Source organism: Mesorhizobium sp. RIZ17 (assembly GCF_051127865.1).
In the GTDB taxonomy this organism is placed as follows: Bacteria; Pseudomonadota; Alphaproteobacteria; order Rhizobiales; family Rhizobiaceae; genus Mesorhizobium; species Mesorhizobium humile.
In genome coordinates this window covers 635,997-650,476 of sequence record NZ_CP147861.1, presented here as the reverse complement: position 1 = coordinate 650,476, position 14,480 = coordinate 635,997, and the positions used below count along the sequence as shown (strand labels likewise).

The following is a 14,480-nucleotide window of genomic DNA, read 5'->3' as shown; positions in this document are numbered from 1 at the left end:
GCATATGGAAGTTTCCGGCTTGAAGGGGCGGGTGGCGGTCATCACAGCGGCCGGTCAAAACATCGGCAAGGCCGCCGCCCTGGCGTTCGCTCGAGCCGGGGCGCACATCGTCATAACTGGCGGCAGCGACGCGGCCAAGATCGAGGCCGTCGCGGACGAGGCTCGATCCCTCGGTGTCGAGGCGCTGGCATCTATCTGCGACGGCACCGACGAGATCGCCATGAACGCTCTGGTCGAGAGGGCAGCCGCGGAGCTCGGCGGCGTCGACATCGCGGTATCCTGCGTGGGGATAAGACCGCATCAGCGCATCGAGGAGATTACCGTTCAGGACTGGCAGAAAGTGATCAACACCAACCTTGGGTCGGCATTCATCCTAACCCAGGCGGTGCTGCCGCACATGCGCAGAAGGAAGTATGGGCGCCTGCTTTACATGGCCGGCACAGATGCGCTTTTCCCGCTGGCAAACAGGGCGCATGTCGTTGCCGCCAAGCACGGCATGCACGGGCTGGCGAAGGCCGTGGCGCTGGAATGCGGGCCGGACGGGGTGACCGCCAACAGCATTGCCCCCGGATGGCTGGACACCGACAGGAACGCTGCGTGGTACCCCAACCTCGCGGAAACCTACGAGCATGTTAAGGCGACCGTGCCGCTAAGGGCGCTGGGGACAGCCGAGGACGTCGCCAATGCCTGCCTCTATCTCGCATCGGATATGGGCAAGTTCGTCACCGGCCATTTGTTGCACATCAACGGCGGCGAGTTCATGGTGTAGGCCTGCAATCATCAGGGAGCGCTTCAGCGTGAAGGGATACTGGCTCATCGTCGGAACCGAAATCTCGGACCAGGAAGCGCAGGCCGAATATGGCCGGCTTTGGAAGCCGATCGGCGAAAAGTACCAGGCACGCGCCAACACGACGAAGCAACCGCCTCTGCTCGTCGAGGCGCGCGATGCCAAGCGCATGGTCCTGGTGGAATTTCCCTCGCTGGAGGTCGCCAAGGCCTGCTATGCCGACCCGGCCTATGAGGAAGCCATGCGCTTCGCGCTCAAGGCGTCGAATCGCGTGCTCGTGATGTTCGAAGGGGATCTCGGGTAGCAGCTTTAAACGGTGCTGCCCGGGGGCGATGCCAAACCAAGTGGCTGAGTTATTGAAAGGATGGTGGGCGTGACAAGGATTGAACTTGTGACCCCTGCAATGTCAATGCAGTGCTCTCCCGCTGAGCTACACGCCCATCCGACGCCGCGCATACACCACTTTTGATCCGGCGCGTCAATAGCGGGAATGTGGAAAGACGGCTTCCGTTTGTCGCATCGGCGAAGTGCTTGCCGACGCAGGCCTGGATGCACCCTAAGGACGGCTCAGGCGGCCTGCAGCATCTTCTCGACCTCGTTGACGAGATCGCGCAGATGGAAGGGCTTCGACAGCACCTTGGCGTCCTTGGGTGCCTTGGAATCAGGATTGAGCGCGACCGCGGCAAAACCGGTGATGAACATCACCTTGAGGTCCGGGTCGATCTCGGTGGCGCGGCGGGCGAGCTCTATGCCGTCCATTTCCGGCATGACAATGTCGGTCAAAAGCAGCGAGAACGGCTCCTCGCGCAGCCGCTCATAGGCGCTGGCGCCATTGTCGAAATCGCTTACCTGGTAGCCGGCGCGTTCCAGCGCCTTGACGAGGAAGCGGCGCATATCGTCATCGTCTTCCGCCAGCAGAATGCGTGCCATCATGTCCCGTCCGAATCACCCGCCCCAAGCCTGCCGCCGGGCAAGGCCGTTAACCATCCTGTATATGAGATGGAGCCGGTAAACATCAAGTGAATGAAGGGCATGCGACATGCGGTTTAGGGCGCGGTTTCGCCGCCTGAAATGCTGGACATGCCAGGCGCAAGGTGGCAGTTTTACGTCATGACGCAGTGCTTCATCCTGGTTCGTACAAATTGAAGACGGCAGCCGAGGATTTTTCGGTCGTTCCACCCTTCGAAATCCGATCGGGCGCCGAACAGCGCGTCCCTTTCCTGTTCAACTCACCGCATAGCGGCCGCCACTATCCGGACCGGTTCCTGGCCATGGCGCGGCTCGACCGCAATGCCATCCGCCGGTCGGAGGACTGCTATGTCGAGGAGCTTTTCGGCGGCGCAGTGCCGCTCGGCGCACCGCTGCTGACGGCGAACTTTCCGCGCGCTTATCTCGACGTCAACCGTGAGCCGTGGGAACTCGATCCGCGCATGTTCGCGGAGCCGGTGCCGTCCTTCTGCAACATCCGCTCGGCGCGCGTCGCCGGCGGGCTCGGCACGGTGCCGAAGCTGGTCGGCGAGGGGCTCGATATCTATCCGGGGCGGCTGCCGCTGGCCGAGGCGGTGGGACGCATCGAAGCGGTGTACAAGCCCTATCACGAGACGCTGAAGCGGCTCCTGACAAGGACGCATGCCAGGTTCGGCTATGCCGTGCTGATCGACTGCCACTCGATGCCGGCCAGCATACGCGTCGGCGACAATGGCGTGCGGCCCGACTTCATCATCGGCGACCGGTTCGGCATCTCGGCCTCGCCGGCGCTGACCGAAATGGCGATCAGCCTGCTTGTCGGCATGGGCTACACGGTCGCGCACAACAAGCCCTATGCCGGCGGCTTCATCACCGAGCATTACGGCAGACCGGCACGGCATCTGCATGCGCTGCAAATCGAGGTCAATCGCGGGCTTTACATGGACGAGCGGACGTTCCAGAAATCGGCCGGCTTCGACGCCTTGGCCCGCGACCTGACCCGTTTTTCGGCCGACCTGATGTCGATGCCCGACCATCATTTCGTCGATTTGCCGCTGGCGGCGGAATGACGGCGCGGTCGGCGCGCCGAGTTCTTTGTAAACGCAATTCCGGACGGAAAACCGCCTCACACTTTTCCTGGAATTGCTCGAAAAAAAGACCGCATCGTTTTCACGACACGGTCGAAGTCTAGGGAGGAAACGCCCAAGGAGGGCATGGACAGGAAAACCTGTCCGATGACAAAATTATTGTGCGCCGCACAAATGTCAATCGACAGCAGGCTTTTTTAATTCAATATGATGTGGAAATTCCGCTTCGGCGGCTCAAATGTGACATTCGGGCAACAGAAGACGGGCGTCTGACCGGTCTTCGGCGCCTGTTCGCAAGAAAGAGCGGCCGGCAAAGGCCGCGATGGGGAGAGCGACTTGGATATCAGCACCGATTTCATGCGGCGCATCGCACATGCCGCCGCCGCCGAAACCTTGCCGCGCTTCCGCAGCCAGGGGGCGGTCGCCAACAAGGAGGCGGGAAGCTTCGATCCGGTGACGGAGGCCGATCGCGAGGCCGAGCGCGCGATCAGGGCGCTGATTTCCGCCGAATACCCCGACCACGGCATCCTCGGCGAGGAGCATGGCAGCCAGAACCTGACCAGCCGGCATGTCTGGGTGATCGATCCGATCGACGGCACCCGCGCCTTCATTTCCGGCGTGCCGGTGTGGGGAACGCTGGTCGGGCTGACCGTTGATGGCGATGCGGTCGCCGGCATGATGTCGCAACCGTTCACCGGCGAGTTGTTCTATGCCAACGCGTCCGGTTCGCACTACGAAGGACCGGGCGGCCCGCGCAGGCTCGCCACCCGCAAGACGACCGACCTTGCGCAAGCGACGCTGTTCACGACCACGCCGGCCCTGTTCAAGGGCGATGCGCGCAAGCGCTACGACCAGTTCGAGACAAAGGTGCAACTCGCCCGCTACGGCACCGACTGCTACGCCTTCGCCATGCTGGCGGCGGGCAGCATCGACATCGTCGCCGATCCGGGCCTGAAGCCCTACGACATCGTTGCGCTGATCCCGATCATCGAGAAGGCCGGCGGCGTCATCACCACTTTCGAAGGCGGACCGGCGGAGAAGGGCGGCGACATAGTGGCGGCGGCGACGCCCGAGCTTCACGCTGCGGCGATGGCGGCGCTGCGCGGCTGATGCGCTCAGCGGCGAGGGCTGGCCGCCGCAGGATTTCGATCGCGATCAGGGAGCGTCGCCGGTGCCGGGAATGAAGGCGTCGAAAGCGGCCAGGAGCTGCTCGCGATAGATGTCCTTCTCCTGCAGGATTTCGTGCTCGGCGCCGTCGATCATCAACAGCGAGCCGACGCGCAGTTTCCTGGCATAGGCCTCCACCGCCCTGGTCGAGACCACCCGGTCGGCGCCGGCGGCGACGATCAGCATCGGCACCTTGACCCTTGCCATGAAATCCGGATCGCTGACGGCTTCCGCTGCCGCCGCGGCGGCCTTCAGCCAGCGGATCGTCGGGCCGCCGAGCGCGAGATGCGGCCAGGCCTCGTAGATGCCGACATTGCGCCGATAGCGCGCGGGATCCGAGGTCACCTTGTTCAGCTCGAAAGACGGCGGCACTTTCGGCCGCGGACCGAGCGCGGCATAGAGCCAGCCAAGACCCAGCGCGCAGAAGACCGCGCAGATGCGGCGCACCGTGCTTATCGAAACCGGCAGGTCGGGCACGGCGAGGAAGGGCGTCAGCAGCACCATGCGGCGCACGCGATTGACCATCGACGGCGAGGCAAGCAGCGCAATCACCGCGCCCGTGGAGTGGGCGAGGATGTAATAGGGGCCGCGGCAGTCAGGCAGCACGATCTCCCCGAAGAACTGCTCGAGGTCGCGCGTATAGTCGCGGAAGCTGCGGACATAGCCGCGCTGGCGGTTGCGCAGCAGGCGGCTGGAATCGCCCTGGCCGCGCCAGTCGAGCACAGCGACGCCGAAGCCGCGATCGGCGAGATCGCGAATGGTCTCGAAATATTTCTCGATGCATTCGTTGCGGCCGGTCAGCAGAACCACCGTGCCCTGCAGCGGACGGGCGACAGCGGCGAAGACGCCGTAGCGGATCTTCTTGCCGTCACGCGTGGTGAAGAAGCCGCCCGCGGCATTCTGCGGCGCGGGATTGTCTTCGGTCAGGTGGAAAAGATCCGTCATTCGGCGCGTCGTTGGTTGACCTTTGCCCGGACGGGCGAGGCGTCGGCCATGGTGATAGACGGCCAGGCGGCAAAAGCAAAGGCGTTTCGAGGATTTACGCGGCCGCCTTGAAATGGGAAGGCCGGAAGTGCCTGCGGCGCACTTCCGGCCTCTGTCGATCCGGGAGGAAGGGACGTTGCACCCGGTTCGGCCTCGTCGCGGCACGGGGGAAGGCGCCGCTTATCTTTTTGTCTTGACGCAATCCGGACGGAAAACCGCTTCACACTTTTCCTGGAATTGCTCGAACTTGACCGAACCTTAGCGGCATCAGGCTGAACGGATGCCGAAACAGCGGTTCATCCGCCGTTCATGAACGTGGCCGCATTGCGACCGCGAAGAAAACCTTGAAATGGCTTTTTGAGCTTCCCAAATGAAGGTTGTGGCCGCCGATGTTGGGGCCGCTGGCCCATTCGGAACGCCTTTCGAGGGTTTCGCACCGGTCACACACGCAAACCATGTTGCTCAAAAGGAGAACACCTCATGCGTCACGTTGATTTTTCCCCGCTCTATCGTTCGACCGTCGGCTTCGACCGGCTGTTTACCATGCTCGATTCGCTCGGCCAGCCCGAGACCGCGCAGACCTATCCGCCCTATAACATCGAGCGCACCGGCGAGAACGCCTATCGCATCTCGATGGCCGTTGCCGGCTTCTCGGAAGACGAGATTTCAATCGAAGCCCACCGCAACGTGCTGACCGTCAAGGGCGAGCGCAAGGAAGAGGGCGATGGCGAGGGTTCCGAGCTGCTCTATCGCGGCATCGCCTCGCGCGCTTTCGAGCGCCGCTTCCAGCTCGCCGACCATGTCGAGGTCGAAGGCGCCACGCTGAAGAACGGCCTGCTCTTCGTCGACCTCAAGCGCAACATTCCCGAGGAGCTGAAGCCACGCAAGATCGCGATCACCCAGTCTTCGGACAAGGCCAAGCAGATCGAGGCCAAAGCCGCCGCGTAATCGGCCGGCTCCACCCTGGACGACGTCTCCCTCCCGAGACGGAAGCGGCGCCGAGAGGCGCCGCTTTTTTATTGTGCCACCGGCAACGAGCATCTCTGGCTCTTTTGAAGCATGTGGCGTCGGACCATGAAGGGCGATGTCCGATTTCTCCCTGCTGCTGACAGCCACCGTTGCAATCACTTTCCTGCTCGCTGGGATCGTCAAGGGCGTGACCGGTATGGGCCTGCCGACGCTGGCCATGGGATTGCTCGGCACCATGATGCCGCCGGTGACCGCGGCATCGCTGCTCATCGTGCCCTCCTTCATCACCAATGTCTGGCAGCTTTTCGCCGGCCCGAGTTTTTCCGCCATCCTGCGCCGGCTGTGGCTGATGATGGCAGGCATCCTGATCGGCACCACCGCCGGCTCGCGGCTGCTCGCCAGCGACAATGTCAAATGGACGACCGCCGGCCTCGGCGCGGCATTGATCGTCTATGCCGCCTACAGCCTGCTCGCGCGGCAGCCGACGGTGCCGGCACCTGCCGAGCGCTGGTCGTCGCCGGTCGTGGGGTTCCTCACTGGCCTTGTCACCGGCGGCACCGGCGTCTTCGTGGTGCCCGCCGTCCCCTATATCCAGGCACTGGGCTTGAGCCGGGACGATCTGATCCAGGCGCTCGGTCTTTCCTTCACGGTGTCGACGATCGCCCTGGCGCTGGGCCTTGCCTCGCATGGCGCTTTCGAGGCCGGACATCTGGCGATGTCCTCGCTTGCCGTACTGCCGGCCCTGCTCGGCATGTGGCTGGGGCAGGTGCTGCGCCGGAAAATCAGCCCGGCGACTTTCCGCCGCTGGTTCCTGATTTTTCTCATCCTGCTCGGCGTCGAGTTGTTGCTGCGGCCTTTGCTCGCCTAGTTCCTTGACACGGAAGTTTTGACCGATTGGTTCGTATGCATTGGCAGGTCCCATGCCTTGGCGATTGGCCGAGACGCCTATCGCGGTCGTCATCCACGGGCGGAGCAAGGAGCGAAGCGACGCGCGCAGACCCGAGGATCCATGCCGTGACTTGGAAGCGCCGCGGCGGTCCAGAATTCTGCACCGTTGCACACTTCGGTCCAGGTAACGGCATGGATTCCAGGGTCTGCGCGCGTCGCTTCGCTCCTTGCTCCGCCCTGGAATGACGAGGTTCAGGAGCCTTCAGCTCATCGCCGGCGTTTGCGCCGACTTACCCCAAACGGACGTTGATGGCCTTGCCCGACAAGCCTGCAATCTTTCAAAATCACCGTGTTGAGGAACTAGCTGCGACGCAGCCTATTGGCTATTTGTGGCAAGAACAGCTTCGACGTTCTGCCGGTGAACGGCTTCGTATGGCGCGAAATATTCCGTCGCCGTCGTGGCGAAAATATCGGCGCCGAAGGTCCTTAGATTCTGCTTCGCCAGGTTGGGGTCTTGCCGGCAGGCAAGCAGCTTTCGGACATAGGCCTCGGTCGCCGCGATGAAGCTTCTGTCATAGCCGCCGGCTTCGATTGCCTCGAAGGAACCATGGTTGGGCAGGATCCGATCGAACTGCCAGCCGGCCATGCGCTCGAGATCGATCAGATGTTCGCTCAAACGCTCCGGTTCCGACACATAGGTGACGGAGTCCTCCAGCGTATCGCCTGCCAAAAGCAGGCCGGTATTGGGCATCAGCAACACCGTGCCGTCATGGCTGTGGATCTCGACCTGGCGCAGTTCGATCGCGATCTCTCCGACCGTCAGGCTAAGGCTGTCCTCGAAAATCCTGTTGGGCAGCACCAGTGGCTTGATCGGTGGATTGCCGCCCTCGATGTCGGCCCGGCCGCGTTCGAGTGCCGAGGCGGTGAGGCGGTTGGCGATGATCTCGCAATCCTTAAACACCTCGTTGCCGGCGATATGGTCGTCATGCCAGTGGCTGAGCACGACGCGTATCGAGGTCACGCCCATCTCCTCAAGGGTTCGCCGGATGAGGCGGGCATGGGGCAGGGAGATGTGCGTGTCATAGACGAGCGCCTGCGATCCATCGACGATCGCATAGGTGCAGATGCCGAGCGTGTAAGCGCCGTCGTCGAGCCAATTCGGCTCGTGCGACCAGATGCGAACGCCATCGACACGGCCATCATAGAAGCCGAGCAGATTCGGCGCCGGATGGATCAGCCGCATCGTCGAACCGAGAGAAGGCTTGGTCATGGCGATAGACTCATGCGAGCAACTGGCCGAGACGGTCGATCTCCTGCGTCGTGGTCGCGAAGCTGGCGACGAAGCGGTAGATCGCTTCGTCGTCGCCGAGATGCCCGTCAAAACCCTGCGGCACGCCCCATTCGTAGAATTTGGCGCCGGCCGCTTGCAGCTTTTCCGCTGTGGCACGACTGAGGATGGCGAACACCTCGTTGGCCTGCGGCAGCCAGGCGAGCCTGCCGGCCGGCGCATCCTCGATCGTTTCGGCCAGGTGTGCTGCCATCTGATTGGCGTGGCCCGCCATCCTCAACCACAATTCGTCGGTGAAATAGGCCTCGAACTGGGCCGAGATGAAGCGGGCCTTGGAGAAGGTCTGCCCGGCGCGCTGGCGCAACAGACGCGAATCCTTGCCGACATCCGGATTGAGGATCACCACCGCGTCGGCCATCCAGCAGCCATTCTTGGTGCCGCCGAAGGAGATCAGGTCGACGCCGCTCTTCCAGGTCATTTCGGCCGGGCTGACGCCGGTCGCGGCAATCGCATTGGCGAAGCGCGCGCCGTCCATGTGCAGCGGCAGCTTGTGGCGGCGGCTGACCTCGGCGATGGCCTTGACGTCGTCGGCGCTGTAGACCGTGCCGACCTCGGTCGCCTGGGTGACGGTGACCGCCATCGGCTGGCCGGCAGGGGCCAGATCCTGCGAATAGCGCTTGATGGCCCGGTCGAGAGCCTCCGGGTTCATCCGCCCCAGCGGTCCCGGCACCGGCGCCATGCGTGCGCCGCCGGTGTAGAAACCCATCGCGCCGAACTCGTCGACATTCATATGCGCTTCGGAATGGCAAAGCGCGATGCCGCCGATGCGGTTCAACGCGGCCATCGAAAGCGCGTTAGCCGCCGTACCGGTCGCGACGAAGAAGACCTGCACCTCGCGCTCGAAGATCTCGCTGAAGCGGCGATAGACGGCGCGGTCCAGATCGCCGTCGCCATAGGCTGTCGAAACGCCCGCGGCATGGCGCGACAGGTTGGCCGAAATGTCGGGGTGGACGCCCGCCCAGTTGTCGGATGCAAAGAACATCGAGAGGTCCATGTCATGGTTGGCAAAAGCGGCGCGACTTGACTGCTTCGGCGGTTGAAGCGCAAGGGCCAACGCTTCGCAAAGTGGTGAAGCCAGCCGCAGGTCCGGAAAGGCCCGGACCAAAGCTTGCGTTTGCGGCGCCTGTCACGAAATTTTGTGTCGCGGCGCCGCCAAGTTTTTTGTGAATCGGTCTTGTGTGGTCGCCGGATTTCTGCCATAAAAAATTTAGGACAGTAGTGCTGTCTTATTTTGTCGCACAAAACAGGCTGGACTGGCGTATCATTGCTGCCATTCCGGCCATTGTCGCGAGCGGCGGGTAGACGGCCCGGCTCTGGCCTGTACGATACCGGATGCGAACCGGGCGTATAGCCGTATGGTTCGATGGATTTCGCAGGACGTGCAGCAGGATGAAGGGGAAGCATTCTCGCTTCCCGAGGCAAACCAGCGCCCTGAAACGGTCGGGGCTAAGGTGGAGAACGGAGGATAGGACGATGACGGAACTGACGCTATCTGCGATCAACGGCCAGGCCGCGCAGACGAAAGCGACAGCCGTTAAAAATACCGTCCTGACCAAAGAACTGCGAACTGCCAACGGCATGGCAGCGCAGGGCCTCTATGATCCGCGCAACGAGCATGACGCCTGCGGCGTCGGCTTCATCGCCAACATGAAGGGCGTGAAGTCGCACCAGATCGTCGAGGACGGTCTGGCGATGCTGGAAAACCTCACCCATCGCGGCGCCGTCGGCGCCGATCCGCTGGTCGGCGACGGCGCCGGCGTGCTGGTGCAGATCCCGGACGGCTTCTTCCGCGAGGAAATGGCCGCCAAGGGCGTCGAACTGCCGCCGGCAGGCCAATACGGCGTCGGCCACTGGTTCATGCCACAGGACGCAGCGCTGCGCGCCCATATCGAAGAGATCATCGCCGAATCGGCGCAGTCGGAAGGCCTGCCGCTCGTCGGTTTCCGCGACGTGCCGGTCGACAATTCGTCGCTGTCGAAGGCGCCGGGCATCGTCGCGTCGGAGCCGTTCCATCGGCAGGTGTTCATCGGCCGCACCGCCGACATTCCGGACGACGAAGAGTACGAGGCGCGGCTTTACCTGCTGCGCAAGGTGATCTCGGGCCGCATCTACGCCGAGAACGACAACAAGGACATCGGCGCCTATTGCGTGTCGCTGTCGGCGCGCACCGTCGTCTACAAGGGCATGTTCCTGGCCTACCAGGTCGGCGCCTATTACAAGGACCTCAAGGATAGGCGCTTCGAAACGGCGCTGATCCTCGTCCACCAGCGCTTCTCGACCAATACCTTCCCGTCGTGGAAGCTGGCGCATCCCTACCGCATGGTCGCGCATAATGGCGAGATCAATACCGTGCGCGGCAACAACAACTGGATGGCGGCGCGCCAGGCCTCGGTCGATTCCGAGCTGTTCGGCAACAACATCTCGAAGCTCTGGCCGATCTCCTATGAGGGACAGTCGGACACGGCGTGCTTCGACAATGCGCTCGAGTTCCTGTTCCAGGGCGGCTATTCGCTCAGCCACGCCATGATGATGCTGATCCCGGAAGCCTGGGCCGGCAACAAGCTCATGGACGCCGACCGCAAGGCTTTCTACGAGTACCACGCGGCGCTCATGGAGCCGTGGGACGGACCGGCGGCGGTGGTTTTCACCGATGGTCGCCAGATCGGCGCGACGCTCGACCGCAACGGCCTGCGCCCGGCTCGCTACATCGTCACCGATGACGACCGCGTCATCATGGCTTCGGAAGCCGGCGTGCTGCCGGTGCCGGAGGAAAAGATCGTGCAGAAGTGGCGGCTGCAGCCCGGCCGCATGCTGCTCATCGATCTCGCCAAGGGCCGCATCGTCTCCGATGAGGAGATCAAGTCGGAGATCGCGACCAGGCACCCCTACAAGACCTGGCTCGCCAACACGCAGCTCATCCTCGAAGACCTGAAGCCGGTCGAGCCGCGCGCGCTGCGCAAGGATGTCAGCCTGCTCGATCGCCAGCAGTCCTTCGGCTACACGCAGGAAGACACCAAGCTTCTGATGGCGCCGATGGCCACCACCGGCCAGGAAGCGGTGGGCTCGATGGGCACCGACACGCCGATCTCGGCGATGTCGGACAAGTCGAAGCTGCTCTACACCTATTTCAAGCAGAACTTCGCCCAGGTCACCAACCCGCCGATCGACCCGATCCGCGAGGAGCTGGTGATGAGCCTGGTGTCGTTCATCGGCCCGCGGCCGAACATCTTCGACCTGGTCGGCACGTCGCGCCGCAAGCGGCTCGAAGTGCGCCAGCCGATCCTGACCAATGGCGATCTGGAGAAGATCCGCTCCATCGGCCATACCGAGGACCGGTTCGACACCAAGACGATCGACATCACCTACGGCTCGAACGAGGGTGCGGCCGGCATGCAGGGCGCCATCGACCGGCTCTGCGAGCGGGCCGAGGCGGCGGTCGCCGGCGGCTATAACATCATCATCCTGTCCGACCGCCAGGTCGGGCCGGACCGCATTGCCATTCCGTCGCTGCTGGCCACCGCCGCCGTGCACCATCACCTGATCCGCAAGGGCCTGCGCACCTCGGTCGGGCTTGTGGTGGAATCCGGCGAGCCGCGCGAAGTGCATCACTTCTGCTGCCTGGCCGGCTACGGCGCCGAGGCGATCAACCCCTATCTCGCCTTCGACACGCTGCTCGACATGCACAAGCGTGGCGAGCTGCCGGAAGAAGTCGACGAATACGAGGTGGTCTCGCGCTACATCAAGTCGATCGGCAAGGGCATCCTCAAGGTGATGTCCAAGATGGGCATCTCGACCTACCAGTCCTATTGCGGCGCGCAGATCTTCGACGCCATCGGGCTGAAGTCGGACTTCGTGCAGCAGTATTTCACTGGCACCGCGACGCTGATCGAAGGCGTCGGCCTGGACGAGATCGCCACCGAGACGCTCAGCCGCCACAGCGATGCCTTCGGCAGCGATCCGGTGCTGCGCAACAACCTCGAGGTCGGCGGCGAATACATGTTCCGCATGCGCGGCGAGGCGCATATGTGGTCGCCCGACGCGGTGGCCAGCCTGCAGCACGCGGTGCGGCAGGGCTCGTGGGACACGTTCAAGGACTATTCGGCGCAGATCGACAGCGCGACCGCGCGCGCCCAGACCATTCGCGGCCTGTTCAAGATCAAGCTGGCGGACGAGACGGGGCGCAAGAAGGTTTCGATCGACGAGGTCATGCCGGCGGCCGAGATCGTCAAGCGTTTCTCGACCGGGGCGATGTCGTTCGGCTCGATTTCGCGGGAGGCGCATACCACGCTGGCGCGCGCCATGAACGCCATCGGCGGCAAGTCCAACACCGGCGAGGGCGGCGAAGAGGCCGACCGCTATCTGCCGCTGCCCGGCGGCGGCAAGAATCCGGAACGCTCGGCGATCAAGCAGGTCGCCTCGGGGCGCTTCGGCGTTACGGCGGAGTACCTCGTCAATTCCGATATGATGCAGATCAAGGTGGCGCAGGGCGCCAAGCCCGGCGAGGGCGGTCAGCTGCCCGGGCACAAGGTCGATGCGACCATCGCCAAGGTCAGGCACTCGACGCCCGGCGTCGGCCTGATCTCGCCGCCGCCGCATCACGACATCTATTCGATCGAGGATCTGGCGCAACTGATCTACGACCTGAAGAACGTCAATCCGGCGGCCGACGTCTCGGTCAAGCTGGTGTCGGAAGTCGGCGTCGGCACGGTCGCGGCGGGTGTCGCCAAGGCGCGCGCCGACCACATCACCATCTCCGGCTATGACGGCGGCACCGGCGCTTCGCCGCTGACCTCGCTCAAGCATGCCGGCAGTCCGTGGGAAATGGGCCTCGCCGAAACGCACCAGACGCTGGTGCTCAATGGCCTGCGCTCCCGCGTCGCGCTGCAGGTCGATGGCGGGTTGCGCACCGGGCGCGACGTCATCATCGGCGCGCTGCTCGGCGCCGACGAGTTCGGCTTCTCGACCGCGCCGCTGATCGCGGCCGGCTGCATCATGATGCGCAAGTGCCACCTCAACACCTGCCCGGTGGGCGTGGCGACGCAGGACCCGGTGCTGCGCAAGCGCTTCAAGGGCACGCCCGAGCATGTCATCAACTTCTTCTTCTACGTGGCGGAAGAGGTGCGGGCGCTGCTCGCCGAAATGGGCTACACCCATCTCGACCAGATCATCGGCGACAGCGATCTTCTGGAAAAGCGCGACGTCATCCAGCACTGGAAGGCGCGTGGGCTCGACTTCTCGAAGATGTTCTTCAAGCCGGACGCGCCGCATGAGGCGCTGCACTGGACCGAGCGGCAGAAGCATCCGATCGACGACGTGCTCGACCGCAAGCTGATCGAGCTGGCCAAGCCGGCGCTCGAAGCCAAGCAGCCCGTCACCATCGAGCTGCCGATCCGCAATGTCGACCGCTCCGCCGGCGCCATGCTGTCGGGCGAAGTCGCCAAGCGCTTCAAGCACAAGGGGCTGCGCGACGATACGATCACCGTCAAGCTCACCGGCACGGCGGGGCAGTCCTTCGGCGCCTTCCTGGCGCGCGGCGTTTCCTTCGATCTGGTCGGCGCCGGCAACGACTATGTCGGCAAGGGCCTGTCGGGCGGCCGCCTCGTCATCCGCCCGCCGGAAGAGGCTAGAATCGTCGCGGCTGAATCGATCATCGTCGGCAACACGGTGCTCTATGGCGCCACCGAGGGCGAGGCCTATTTCGCCGGCGTCGCCGGCGAGCGCTTCGCGGTGCGCAACTCCGGCGTCGTCACCGTCGTCGAAGGCGTCGGCGACCACGGCTGCGAATACATGACCGGCGGCATCGTCGTCGTCATCGGCAAGACCGGGCGCAACTTCGCCGCCGGCATGTCGGGCGGCGTCGCCTATGTGCTGGACGAGAAGGGCGATTTCGCCGAACGCTGCAACATGGCGATGGTCGAACTCGAGCCGGTCCCGGAAGAGGACGACCTGATGGAAAAACTGCTCCATCACGGCGGCGACCTCGACCACAAGGGCCGCGTCGACGTCTCCGGCGACATGACCAGCCATGACGAGGAACGGCTCTACCAGCTGATCTCGAACCACGTGCATTTCACCGGTTCGGTGCGCGGCCGCGAGATCCTCGACGACTGGCAGAATTTTAGGCCGAAATTCCGAAAAATCATGCCGGTGGAATACCGCCGCGCGCTGATCGAGATGGAACGCATGCGCATGAGCGTGGCGGCGGAATAGTTTTTGGCATGGCCGGGAAGACGACTTCCCGGCCGGCATCCTCACCAACAATCCTGACCCCGAGAGCATGACC

Annotated in this window: 11 protein-coding genes and 1 tRNA gene; 7 read left to right on the top strand and 5 right to left on the bottom strand. The window is 63.7% G+C overall.

Annotated features, from left to right (window positions below):
- Window positions 1–4: 4 nt before the first annotated feature.
- Together WDX12_RS03185 and WDX12_RS03180 are read left to right on the top strand one after the other, a co-directional pair.
- Window positions 5–769 (top strand): SDR family NAD(P)-dependent oxidoreductase, encoded by a 765-nt coding sequence (locus tag WDX12_RS03185; RefSeq protein ID WP_320293101.1) that lies wholly within the window; start codon window positions 5–7, stop codon window positions 767–769.
- A gap of 28 nt (window positions 770–797) precedes the next feature.
- Window positions 798–1,091, top strand: a complete 294-nt coding sequence (locus tag WDX12_RS03180) for a DUF1330 domain-containing protein (protein ID WP_434723893.1) — start codon at window positions 798–800, stop codon at window positions 1,089–1,091.
- A 61-nt stretch (window positions 1,092–1,152) separates the two neighbouring features.
- On the opposite strand, the gene WDX12_RS03175 is transcribed toward WDX12_RS03180, so the two are convergent.
- Window positions 1,153–1,227: transfer RNA gene (locus WDX12_RS03175), tRNA-Val, on the bottom strand.
- A gap of 127 nt (window positions 1,228–1,354) precedes the next feature.
- On the bottom strand, window positions 1,355–1,717 hold the full coding sequence (gene cpdR, locus WDX12_RS03170) for a cell cycle two-component system response regulator CpdR (RefSeq protein ID WP_006199474.1): 363 nt from the start codon (window positions 1,715–1,717) through the stop codon (window positions 1,355–1,357).
- Window positions 1,718–1,881: 164 nt separating this feature from the next.
- Between cpdR and WDX12_RS03165 the strand changes: the two genes are divergently transcribed.
- Window positions 1,882–2,823: an N-formylglutamate amidohydrolase gene (locus tag WDX12_RS03165; RefSeq protein WP_434723892.1), complete on the top strand. Its 942-nt coding sequence runs from the start codon at window positions 1,882–1,884 to the stop codon at window positions 2,821–2,823.
- Window positions 2,824–3,177: 354 nt separating this feature from the next.
- The gene (gene hisN / locus WDX12_RS03160) at window positions 3,178–3,951 is read left to right on the top strand and encodes a histidinol-phosphatase (RefSeq protein WP_434723891.1); all 774 of its coding nucleotides are present in this window, start codon (window positions 3,178–3,180) and stop codon (window positions 3,949–3,951) included.
- Window positions 3,952–3,996: 45 nt separating this feature from the next.
- Here the strand turns inward: hisN and WDX12_RS03155 are convergent, their stop codons facing one another.
- Window positions 3,997–4,953: an alpha/beta fold hydrolase gene (locus WDX12_RS03155; protein WP_434723890.1), complete on the bottom strand. Its 957-nt coding sequence runs from the start codon at window positions 4,951–4,953 to the stop codon at window positions 3,997–3,999.
- A 519-nt stretch (window positions 4,954–5,472) separates the two neighbouring features.
- On the opposite strand from WDX12_RS03155, the gene WDX12_RS03150 reads away from it, so the two are divergent.
- Window positions 5,473–5,940 (top strand): Hsp20 family protein, encoded by a 468-nt coding sequence (locus WDX12_RS03150; protein ID WP_320293106.1) that lies wholly within the window; start codon window positions 5,473–5,475, stop codon window positions 5,938–5,940.
- Window positions 5,941–6,076: 136 nt separating this feature from the next.
- Window positions 6,077–6,829, top strand: coding sequence for a sulfite exporter TauE/SafE family protein (locus WDX12_RS03145; RefSeq protein ID WP_434723889.1), 753 nt, complete (start codon window positions 6,077–6,079; stop codon window positions 6,827–6,829).
- A gap of 396 nt (window positions 6,830–7,225) precedes the next feature.
- Here WDX12_RS03145 and WDX12_RS03140 read toward each other — a convergent pair whose 3' ends face one another.
- Together WDX12_RS03140 and WDX12_RS03135 are read right to left on the bottom strand one after the other, a co-directional pair.
- The gene (locus tag WDX12_RS03140) at window positions 7,226–8,119 is read right to left on the bottom strand and encodes an MBL fold metallo-hydrolase (protein WP_434723888.1); all 894 of its coding nucleotides are present in this window, start codon (window positions 8,117–8,119) and stop codon (window positions 7,226–7,228) included.
- A 10-nt stretch (window positions 8,120–8,129) separates the two neighbouring features.
- A complete protein-coding gene (locus tag WDX12_RS03135; protein ID WP_434723887.1) occupies window positions 8,130–9,179 on the bottom strand; it encodes a threonine aldolase family protein in 1,050 nt (349 codons plus the stop codon).
- Between the two features lie 491 nt (window positions 9,180–9,670).
- Here WDX12_RS03135 and gltB point away from each other — a divergent pair, with 491 nt between their 5' ends.
- Window positions 9,671–14,407 (top strand): glutamate synthase large subunit, encoded by a 4,737-nt coding sequence (gene gltB, locus WDX12_RS03130; RefSeq protein ID WP_434723886.1) that lies wholly within the window; start codon window positions 9,671–9,673, stop codon window positions 14,405–14,407.
- Window positions 14,408–14,480 lie beyond the last annotated feature (73 nt).